At 59.5% G+C, this 9,674-nt stretch carries 10 protein-coding genes; 6 read left to right on the forward strand and 4 right to left on the reverse strand.

Translation table 11 applies throughout. From position 1 onward, the window contains the following. On the reverse strand, nucleotides 1-383 hold a 383-nt coding region (locus JI62_RS14485; protein ID WP_141101338.1), incomplete at its 3' end, for a siderophore-interacting protein. A gap of 183 nt (nucleotides 384-566) precedes the next feature. Between JI62_RS14485 and fhuB the strand changes: the two genes are divergently transcribed. The 4 genes from fhuB (at nucleotide 567) to JI62_RS14505 (ending at nucleotide 5,102) form a co-directional block, all read left to right on the forward strand. Continuing rightward, nucleotides 567-2,567, forward strand: a complete 2,001-nt coding sequence (fhuB, locus tag JI62_RS14490) for a Fe(3+)-hydroxamate ABC transporter permease FhuB (protein ID WP_088700820.1) — start codon at nucleotides 567-569, stop codon at nucleotides 2,565-2,567. Nucleotides 2,568-2,619: 52 nt separating this feature from the next. After that, nucleotides 2,620-4,278, forward strand: coding sequence for a multidrug ABC transporter permease/ATP-binding protein (locus JI62_RS14495; protein ID WP_088700821.1), 1,659 nt, complete (start codon nucleotides 2,620-2,622; stop codon nucleotides 4,276-4,278). Between the two features lie 201 nt (nucleotides 4,279-4,479). Then, complete coding sequence (locus JI62_RS14500) at nucleotides 4,480-4,710, forward strand: CopG family transcriptional regulator (RefSeq protein WP_088700822.1); 231 nt, start codon at nucleotides 4,480-4,482, stop codon at nucleotides 4,708-4,710. Then, entirely contained in the window at nucleotides 4,710-5,102 is a 393-nt protein-coding gene (locus JI62_RS14505) for a type II toxin-antitoxin system VapC family toxin (protein ID WP_205737530.1), read from the forward strand. The genes JI62_RS14500 and JI62_RS14505 overlap by 1 nt, the downstream gene beginning before the upstream one ends. A gap of 22 nt (nucleotides 5,103-5,124) precedes the next feature. Here the strand turns inward: JI62_RS14505 and JI62_RS14510 are convergent, their stop codons facing one another. The 3 genes from JI62_RS14510 to JI62_RS14520 all read right to left on the reverse strand — a co-directional run bounded on the left by JI62_RS14510 (nucleotide 5,125) and on the right by JI62_RS14520 (nucleotide 6,691). Next, nucleotides 5,125-5,415 carry a HigA family addiction module antitoxin gene (locus tag JI62_RS14510; protein WP_022522149.1) on the reverse strand — a complete coding sequence of 97 codons (291 nt, stop codon included), beginning with the start codon at nucleotides 5,413-5,415 and terminating at the stop codon, nucleotides 5,125-5,127. After that, nucleotides 5,415-5,693: a type II toxin-antitoxin system RelE/ParE family toxin gene (locus tag JI62_RS14515; RefSeq protein ID WP_022522148.1), complete on the reverse strand. Its 279-nt coding sequence runs from the start codon at nucleotides 5,691-5,693 to the stop codon at nucleotides 5,415-5,417. Before JI62_RS14515 ends, JI62_RS14510 begins: the two co-directional genes overlap by 1 nt. Nucleotides 5,694-5,809: 116 nt before the next feature. After that, entirely contained in the window at nucleotides 5,810-6,691 is an 882-nt protein-coding gene (locus tag JI62_RS14520; protein WP_170938560.1) for a helix-turn-helix domain-containing protein, read from the reverse strand. A 121-nt stretch (nucleotides 6,692-6,812) separates the two neighbouring features. Here JI62_RS14520 and JI62_RS14525 point away from each other — a divergent pair, with 121 nt between their 5' ends. Beyond that, nucleotides 6,813-8,816: a TonB-dependent receptor gene (locus JI62_RS14525; RefSeq protein ID WP_088700825.1), complete on the forward strand. Its 2,004-nt coding sequence runs from the start codon at nucleotides 6,813-6,815 to the stop codon at nucleotides 8,814-8,816. Beyond that, a partial coding sequence (locus tag JI62_RS14530; RefSeq protein WP_088700826.1) for a methyltransferase occupies nucleotides 8,813-9,674 on the forward strand: 862 nt, incomplete at its 3' end. The genes JI62_RS14525 and JI62_RS14530, both read left to right, overlap by 4 nt.

Below are 9,674 nucleotides of genomic sequence, written 5' to 3' on the forward strand. Positions count from 1 at the left end.
GCAAGGCGGTCACCTGGGCGGGCGTGCATCGCCCAGCGCGATGCGGGGCCATTGTCGCCATGGAGTACAAATTCTACGTCCACCTCGGCCTGCTCCGGGCGCAGGGCACGGATGGTGTAGGTGCGCGCAGAGGGGCGCTGCGCATCCGGCAGTGCGCGGTAGGCGCCGTACCAGTCGTGCTCTTCCAGCTTGGCAATCTCAAACAGCGGGTCGAGACTGCCACCGCCTTCGGGAAAGAATAGCTTGACGCGCTGATCCGGCGCGTAGGTCGCCATTCGGCTGACTTCCGGGCCAGTGAAAGTAAACCTGACTAATGAGGCGCTGACTTGGGTGCGCCGGGCGAGGGTGATATCGAAAAGCTGGTAGCTCGGTTTGGCTGCCATAAGGAGGCTCCGTTACTTATGTATCAATTAAGGAGTCAATTGTAGTGCTAATTATTATCATTTAGAATCGTTGTCAATAATTTAACTATTAACTTCCAGAACGATTAAGGCTTAGACAATGACGCTGCTGCCTATTACGCCACGCGTGGCGAGCTGTTCGGTGATCACAAAAGGGTGCTCGCTATGCTAGGCGCCTCACAAGTTGCCCAACGAGTGGGAGGAATGTCGCCCGCGAAAGCCTGCCTGTTGCTGAGCCTGCCGATGGTCGTGCTGTTTTGGGTAGGCCTGCAGGGGCAGGGTGGTTTTACTCTGGGATTGCAGGCGTTAGTGGCGCCCTCTTTTGAAAACGTTGACGAGTTGCTGCTTTATTACGCGTGGTGGCCGCGCCTCTCGATTGCGCTGTTAGCCGGGGGTGGTTTAGGGCTAGCGGGGGTACTTATGCAGCAGGTTCTGCGCAACCCCTTGGCATCGCCCACCACCCTGGGTGTGGCGTCGGGCGCTAACCTGGCGTTGATGACCGCCACCTTGCTGGCGCCGGGGCTGCTTGTCGCCGGGCGCGAATGGGTCGCCTTATTGGGTGGCGCGCTAGCGGTTGGATTAGTGTTTCTGCTCTCCTGGCGGCGCGGGCTGGCGCCGATCGTGGTGGTGCTGGCCGGCCTGGTGGTCAATCTGTACTTGGGGGCACTCTCCACCGCGTTGCTGCTGTTCAACCACGAAGCGCTCTCGGGGCTGCTGATTTGGGGAGCCGGTTCGCTGGCGCAAAACGGTTGGGACGGCGTTGCAATCCTCTGGCCTCGGCTGGCGATTAGCTGCGTAGCCGCGTGGTTCTTGCTGCGCCCTCTGGCGGTGTTGGAACTGGACGATGCCAGCGCCAAGAGCCTGGGAGTCTCGCTGACTTATCTGCGCTTTGCGGGCATGGGGCTGGCGGTGTTTATTACCGGCAGCATTGTCAGCGTGGTGGGCATCATCGGTTTTATCGGCTTGGCAGCGCCCAATATCGTGCGCATGGCCGGTGCGCGCCGCTTAGGGCCGCGGCTAATCTGGTCGACGCTATTAGGGGCCGTGCTGTTGGCCACCACGGATCTGTTGCTGCAGCAGTTCGGTGGCATGGTGGCGGCCTTTATTCCTACCGGGGCGATTACCGGTGCCCTGGGGGCACCGCTGTTAATGTGGCTGATTCCGCGCCTAAAACTGCAGGGCGACCAGCCGCCGAAAGGGGCGGGTGTTTTCGCCCATCGTCACCCGGCGCCTTCTCGGTTAGCGGCTGGGCTAATCCTTGCGCTACTGGGCGCCACGCTGCTTGGGCTGCTCGTTGGACAGGGGGTTGATGGCTGGTACTTGCTGTCGCCGGATAACTGGAATGTGATGCAGTGGCGCACGCCCCGGGTGATGGCGGCCGCCGCCAGCGGGTTGATGCTGGCGATTGCCGGGACGATACTCCAGCGGCTTTCTGCCAATCCCATGGCCAGCCCCGAAGTTCTGGGTATCAGCGGTGGCTGTGCCATTGCGCTGATTCTAGGAATTTTCCTGCTGCCTGCGCCCACCAATATAATGCTGATTGGCGTGGGTACCCTGGGGGCTTTCGCAACACTGCTGGTGTTGGTAGGTATCAACCGCAAGAGCGGTTATCTCCCCGAGCGTTTGCTGCTCACCGGGGTGGCGGTCAGTGCGCTGTTTGATGCGGTTCGCAGCGTAATGCTGGCAGGTGGCGATCCTCGTGGCCAGCAGGTGATTGCCTGGCTGGCGGGCTCCACCTACTACGTGGATATCACCAATGCGGTGGTGGTCGGGGGCATTGCCGCCGTGCTGGCGCTGATCACGCTACCCTTCACTCGCTGGCTGGATATCTTGCCCTTAGGCGCGCCGACGGCCAAGGCGCTTGGGGTAACGCTTAACCGTGCCCGCTTGGCGTTGCTGCTACTGGTGGCGCTGCTAACCGCCTGCGCCACTCTAGTGGTGGGGCCGCTTTCGTTTATTGGCCTGCTGGCGCCACATATGGCGCGCTTGGTGGGCTTCTCCCGTGCAGGGCAGCACCTGCTGGGTGCTGCGTTGATCGGCATGCTACTGATGGTGCTGGCCGACTGGGTGGGGCGTCAGATTATTTTCCCCTATGAGATACCGGCGGGCTTGGTCGCTTCACTGATTGGCGGTGCCTACTTTATGTGGGGGCTGCGGCGTTTGTAATCACCAGCGCTTTTAGCGGTTACAGAAAACAGAATGCCAGGGAGTTGTGGTTATGGAGCTGTTGAGAATTGTATGGCGTGATTACCGCTGGCCGTTTGTGGCCGTAGTGCTGCTTAGCCTGTCAAGCGCTGGCTTGGGCATCGGTGTTATCGCCTTTATCAATCAACGGCTGCTGGGTACCTTCACTGACCCCTGGCGCATCCTGCCCGAGTTTCTAGGGCTGATCGCGCTGCTGCTGGTCATTACCCTGGCGTCACAGTTGGCGCTAACTACCTTGGGTCACCATTTCGTCTATCGGCTGCGGGGGCAGTTGATCAAGCGAATTCTGGATACCAATATCGAACGCGCCGAGCAGATTGGCAGTGCGCGTCTGCTGGCGAGCCTCTCCACCGACGTGAGTTCAGTGACCGTTGCGTTTATACGCTTGCCGGAACTGGTGCAGGGTGGGGTGCTGACGATAGGTGCCACGCTTTACTTGGCATGGCTTTCGCCTGCCATGCTGGGTGTCACCGCGCTCTGGGTGATCGTGACGGTTTTGATTGGCATGCGTTTGGTGGCGCGGGTCTATGGGCATATGGCCAAACTGCGCGAAATACAGGATCGTCTCTACGCGGATTACCAGTCGGTGATCGAGGGGCGCAAGGAGCTGGCGCTCAACCGTGACCGCGCTGAATGGCTGTATCGCGATGTCTATACGCCTAACGCACAGGATTGTCGGCGTCATTTTATTCTTGGTGATACCTACCATCTCAGCGCGGTGAACTGGTTCAACATTATGATGTTGGGTGCCATCGGCGTCGCGTTCTTTTTGGCCAACGGCCTGGGTTGGGCATCGGTGCAGGTAGCCACGACCTTCTCACTCACGCTGCTGTTTTTGCGTGCGCCGCTTATGCAGGCCATTGGCGCCTTTCCGACGCTGATTAACGCCCGAGTGGCGTTTGAAAAAATCAGCAGTTTAGACCTGGCCGAGCACCGCGAGGCGTTCGGCCACTCTGCGCTGCGCCACGATTGGCAGGAACTAACCCTGGAGCAGGTCAGCTATCGCTACCCGGATGAGGAATCTCGATCAGGCTTTGCCATCGGCCCTATCGACCTGACCTTGAAGCGTGGCGAGGTGGTGTTTCTGATCGGCGGTAACGGCAGCGGGAAATCGACCCTGGCGAGACTGTTGACCGGGCTTTACCAGCCTCAAAGCGGCTGTGTTCGGGTCGATGGCAGGCCGCTGCAGGAGGAAGACTGGACACGCTATCGCCAGCATTTCTCGGCCATTTACACCGACCTGCATCTTTTTGATCGTTTGATGGGCCCTGCGGGCGAGTCACCGGACTCGGGGCTGGTGGAGGAGTGGCTTGCCGCGCTGGGCATGCGCAGCAAGCTCGTTTTCGACGGCGATCGCATCACCAACGTCAACCTCTCCCAGGGCCAGCGCAAACGCCTGGCGATGCTGCTGGCGGTCGCTGAACAGCGCGACCTATTGCTGCTAGACGAGTGGGCTGCCGACCAAGACCCGCAGTTCCGCCGGGTCTTTTACCGCGAGCTGTTGCCCCAGTTGCGGGCGCTGGGCAAGACGCTGGTGGTGATCAGCCACGACGACCACTACTTCGACCAGGCCGACCGGCTGCTGGAAATGCGTCAGGGGCAGTTGGTAGAGCTCACCGGTGAACAGCGAGAAGCCGCCAGCCGCGATGCGGTGGCTCGGGTGAGTGGGTAGTCATTGCTGTGAGTGGCTTAGAATAATTAGTGATGGCGAGTGATATCGCTTGTCTAAGCCATGCTCTGGTGATGGCGGAGTGTCTCGTTTTCCAGTTAGAGAATGAAGGCCCCGTTGCCAGCACTTGCACCGCCAGCGGCCTTGACGCTTTTATCACAGGGACATATATTCCAACATATACTTGCTGGCAAGAGGTGTGTCATGGGCCAAGTTACGATTTATATCGATGATGATACCGAGAAGAAGATGACGGCGGCGGCCAAGTCGATGAATGTCTCCAAGAGCAAATGGATTACTAATCTGATCAAAGAAGAGGTTGCCAATGAGTGGCCACAGGCGGTGGTCGAACTGGCTGGGGCTTGGGATGAGTTTCCGTCCCTGGAGGAGATTCGGGCAGGAACCGGCACCGATAATCAGCGGGAACCACTTTGATGTATGTGCTTGATACCAATACGCTCATCTACTTCTTCAAAGGCATGGGCAGTGTCGCCGATAACCTCTTGTCAAAAAAGCCCGCCGATATTGGCATACCTGCAATTGTGTTGTACGAGTTGGAGCTGGGTATTGCAAAATCGGCTGCTCCCAAAAAGAGAGCGATGCAGCTCGACAAACTGATCGACACTGTACAGATTCTTGGGTTTTCCACACCTGAAGCCAAAGCCTCAGCGCAAATTCGCGCAACCCTGGAAAAGCAGGGAACCCCTATCGGCCCCTACGATACGTTGATCGCCGGTACCGCGCTCGCCAACCAAGGTACATTAGTCACCCACAATACTGGGGAATTTGAACGCATTAAAAAGCTAGCGGTTGAAGATTGGTACTAGCGGGGAGCGCGGTATCGCTTAGCTAAGCTGCGCCCTGGTTATGGCGAAGCTGAAATAGGTCATAATTGGTTTGCATGGATAGCCAGAATTCGGCGCTTCCGGCATGCAATTTTTCTAGAGCCAATGCCATTTCAGGTGTGACGGAGGCGCTGCCATTAATTACCCGGTTCAGGGTATTGCGGTGGCAACCGAGCTGTTCGGCGACCGATGCCACGCTGCCAATCTTTTGGCCGTCTTCGTCCTCAATCAGACGTTGCCGGATAATGCGACCCGGGTGTGAGGGGTTACACATGGCCATTGTTTCTTCTCCCATCAGTGATAATCGTCATAGTTCAGCAGGTAAACATTACCGTCTCGGAACTCAAAGAACAGTCGCCAGTTACCCGATACCTTGATGGCATACTGGCCGTCCAGTTTTCCAGTTAGAGGGTGAAGGCCCCAGTTGCCAGCAGCTATATCGTCTAAACTCGTGGCTGCGTCCAGTACGGTCAGACGATCACGGAGACGGTCGACATGATCGGCACGGACGCCCTTGGTGCTTCCTTTCTCGAAAAACAGCTTTAGTCCCTTATGTTTGATGCTTTTAATCATCCATCGTACCGGCTTATGCCTAACTGGCTTTCATCTATTGTAGTGTGTCGCGCGACAGTGTGCAATTATGCCGAGACTCGCTCGGATAGCTGCATCACCACTCGCAATACTTGTTATCAACTTTTGCGCTGTTTAATGGCTTTAGGGGCATAACCGAAGAAGCGCGTGAAGGCAGCGCTGAAGTTACTTGGGTGCCGATAGCCCGTGGCGTAGGCGGCCTGAGCGACCTGTTGGCCGCTCTCCAGCAGCGTATGTGCGTGGCGCATGCGCTGTTGATGAAGAAAGTGTTGAGGCGTCGTGCCAAACATGCGACGAAAACCCTGCTTAAGCTTCTGCTCTCCTAGCCCCACCCGTGCTCCCAGATAGGCAAGGGTCAAGGGGCGATCCAGTTCGTTGAGAAGGATCTCACGAGCCTGAACGATGCGCTCGGCGTCTGCGCTGGCGATGTTCTGTGTAGGGCTGGGTTCCGGCAGCAGCGTATCGAGTTGTTCCCCCAATAAGCTCAAGGCGTGAATGTGTTGCTGGAGCCGAGCGCTGCCTGTTTGGAGGCCTACCTGGAGCGCCTGCAGATGTGCATGGCTGGCTGGTGTCGTAGGCTGAAAAGCCAGCGGTCGAATACCCCCAGAGGCGGGGAGTGCTGCTTGATATCGCTCGCCCAGGTAGCGCGCTAGCCAGCCGGTGCTGGCGACAAGGCGTAACTGAAGCACTGTTTCCCCTTCCGGTATATGGCGTTCCCCCTGGCTGTGGTCAAAGGTAGTTACGGTGGTGTGACCGTGACCGAAATCGATGCGCGGCCCCCAGCGCTCTCGGTAATCAGAGCGGCCTTGTAGACCAAAGGTGACAATCACGCCTGCGCCCGTATGGGGGGTGTGGCTCTCTTCGACGAGCGCTTGTTTAGCACGGTAGCGGGTTAACACTACCGAGAGGCCATCATCCAGCCCGCAGCATTGAGAATCTTGCAGAGAGTCGCCAATGGGAGGTGAAGCATCGCTACGCATAAGAAGTGAATCGGTTTGCATATGAATGAGTATGATAATTGATATCGTTTATGGCTAGCCTACTCCCTTGAAGGTTCCCGCGCTAGTCGGGGAGCCAGAAACAGCGCTAAGGGGGTGGGCGATGCAGAGCAAGGGGTTGAAAAGAAAGGCAGCGGTGGTGCTTCTGCTGGGGGGATGCGGCGTGGGCAGCATCGCTCAAGGGGAAGCACTACCCGTGGTAAAGGTAACGGCTAACAAGGTCGCGCAGACTGAGCAAGAGGTGCCGGCGAGCCTGGTGGTCATCTCCGGCGAGACGCTGGCGGATGCCGGCGCTTCCAATATTGGCGACTTGGCACGCTACGCGCCTGGGTTGAGTTTTCAGCCCTTTGGCCAGTCGGGTACCGCCCTGCCGGTAATGCGTGGGCTGACCTCAGGTGCCACCGCTTTCTCCTCATCAGTACTCATGCTGGTGGATGGGGTGCCCGTCGTGGCTGGCCAAGGGTTCGATCACAACCTGCAGGGCGTGGAACGGGTTGAGGTGCTGCGCGGGCCCCAGTCGACGCTGTATGGCCGCAATGCCGAGGCCGGCGTAGTCAGCCTGCATACCCGACAGCCGGATGAAGGCCCCTATGCCGAACTGGAGGCTACGCTGGGCAGCCGTGAGCTGAACGCGCTACGCCTCGATGCCGCTCAGGCACTCGTACCCGAGCAGCTCTATTTTGGGGTCAGCGGGGAGTGGCGCCAGCAGGATGGCCTCGTGGATAACCTGGCGCGTGCGGGTGAGGCAGATGACCGCCAGCGCAAGAGCGGGCGGCTACGTCTACTCTGGACGCCGACCGCGGATACGGACGTTACTCTGCGCTATGGGCAGTTACACTACCGCGACGGTGCGGCTCCTTGGGGGCCTGTCGGGTCAAACGGTCACGCTACGCGTCGCATTGACTCCCCCAGTCCCGGCAGTAACCGCTCCAGCGGGCGGGATATTTCCCTGGATGCGCGTCATGCCTTAGCGCCTGATTTGACGCTGCGATCCATCACAGCGCGGCGGGAGATCCGTGATCGCGTCACCCAGGATACCGATTTAACTCCAGCTCAGCGCTTTGCCGTTGGGCGCGACCAGCGTTTGACCACCTTGTCTCAGGAGCTTCGCTTGGAGCGCCAGGGCGATGAAGGGCAGAGCAGTTGGGTGCTGGGCCTTTATGGCGACCGTGATGATCATCAACTGCAGTTCGAGCAACGCAACCCGATGGGCACCCAGCGCAGTGAGGCGACGCTGGAGGCTGAGAACCTCGCGCTGTTCGGGCAGTGGACGTTGCTGCTGGGCGAGCGTTGGCGCCTAACACCAGGCCTGCGCTTAGAGCAGAGCCGGGTGGCGTTGACGCCCCGGGGAGCCGTCCAGCGCAGCGAGCGCTGGGGTGATGTTACCTCGCAGTTGGCTCTGCAGTACCGATGGGGCGACGACGACTGGTTGTATGCCCGCTATGCCGAAGGGTTTCGCGCCGGTGGCTTCAACGTCTTCTCTGCTCAGAGTGACTATCCCGGCTACGAGCCTGAGCAAGTGGCTTCCTACGAGCTGGGCATCAAGGGAACAGCGTTTTCGCAACGGCTCCGCTATGGGTTAGCCAGCTACTGGATGACCATTGACGACATGCAAGTCCAGCAAGTTATTCAGCCCGGTAGTGTGCAGATCACCAATGCTGCCGCGGCGCGTTCCCAGGGCGTAGAACTGGATATTGACTACCTGCTGGGCGGACATTGGACGCTTCAGGCGGGCCTGGCGCTCAATCGTACCCGGTTTCGCGAGTTCAACGATCTGAGCGGTGACCACGCCGGTCACCACAACCCCTTTGCGCCCGATATCAGCGGTCGGTTGGGGCTGCGCTACGACTCACCCCAGGGCTGGTATGCCCAGGCCAACCTGAGTGGCATGAGTAAGACCTACCTGGATGCGGCCAACCGCTTTAGCCGCCCCAGTCATGCCCTGCTGGATCTGGCCGGCGGCTATCAACAGGGGCCATGGCAACTGGGGGTCTATGTGAACAACGCCGCTGACCAACAGTACGATGCAGTGGGCCTGCTCAACGGCACGGTACGGGAGTACAGCCCACCCCGTGAGATTGGCTTGCGTGTGGGGGTGTCGTTATGAACCGGCCCTTGGATGCGCTTCCCCATGCGCTGCAACCCTATTGGGATCTAACGCTGGCCGCTGTGCAGGCCGAGGCTCTACAGCTTGCCTTAGCAGAGGATCTATTTGAGACGCTGGCGTCACCCTGCACCCCTGAGGCCCTGGCACAAATGCACGCATGGCAGCCCGAAGCCACGCGCCACTGGCTGACGCTGTTATGGAGCATGCAACTGCTCGACCGAAGCCGCGATGCCGCGGGTGAGTGGCACTACGCCAGCAGCGAGGTGGCGCGGCGCTATCTGGCGTCTTCCTCAGCGTTAGACTGTAGTGATGCCTGGCGCTTTCGACTTGCTTCCCTGCGCGATTTCGGTGCCGGGCTAGCCAATGGCTTGCGCGGACAAAACCGGCCAGCACCGCTGGCCAACGGTGAGCGCTGGGCCGTGGCAGCGCGCGGTCATCTGGCTCGTGAGCAGGCGGCGGTAACGGCACCTGCCGCCTGTGAATTGGTGGCACAACGGAGGGTGGCTGAAGCAGCCTGGCGGCTGCTGGATCTAGGCGGTGGCCCGGGGCTGGTCGCCGTCGCCCTGGCGAAGGCGTTTCCACATATGCACGGCGTGGTCTTTGAACTGCCCGAAGCCGCCGATGTGGCGGCGCAACATATTGCCGAAGCAGGCCTGGCCTCGCGTCTTGATGCGCAGGGTGGCGATCTGTCGAGGGATGACATCGGTACCGGGTACGACCTGATCTGGTGCTCTTCGGTACTGCATTTCGTGCCCGAGCTTTCGGCCTGCCTAGCCAAACTGCATGCCGCACTAAAGCCCGGCGGCGAGTTGATCTGCGTGCACGCTGAAATTCCCGAAGAACCCGAGGCGGGCCGCC

It is taken from the genome of Halomonas campaniensis (genome assembly GCF_002211105.1).
In the GTDB taxonomy this organism is placed as follows: Bacteria; Pseudomonadota; Gammaproteobacteria; order Pseudomonadales; family Halomonadaceae; genus Vreelandella; species Vreelandella campaniensis_A.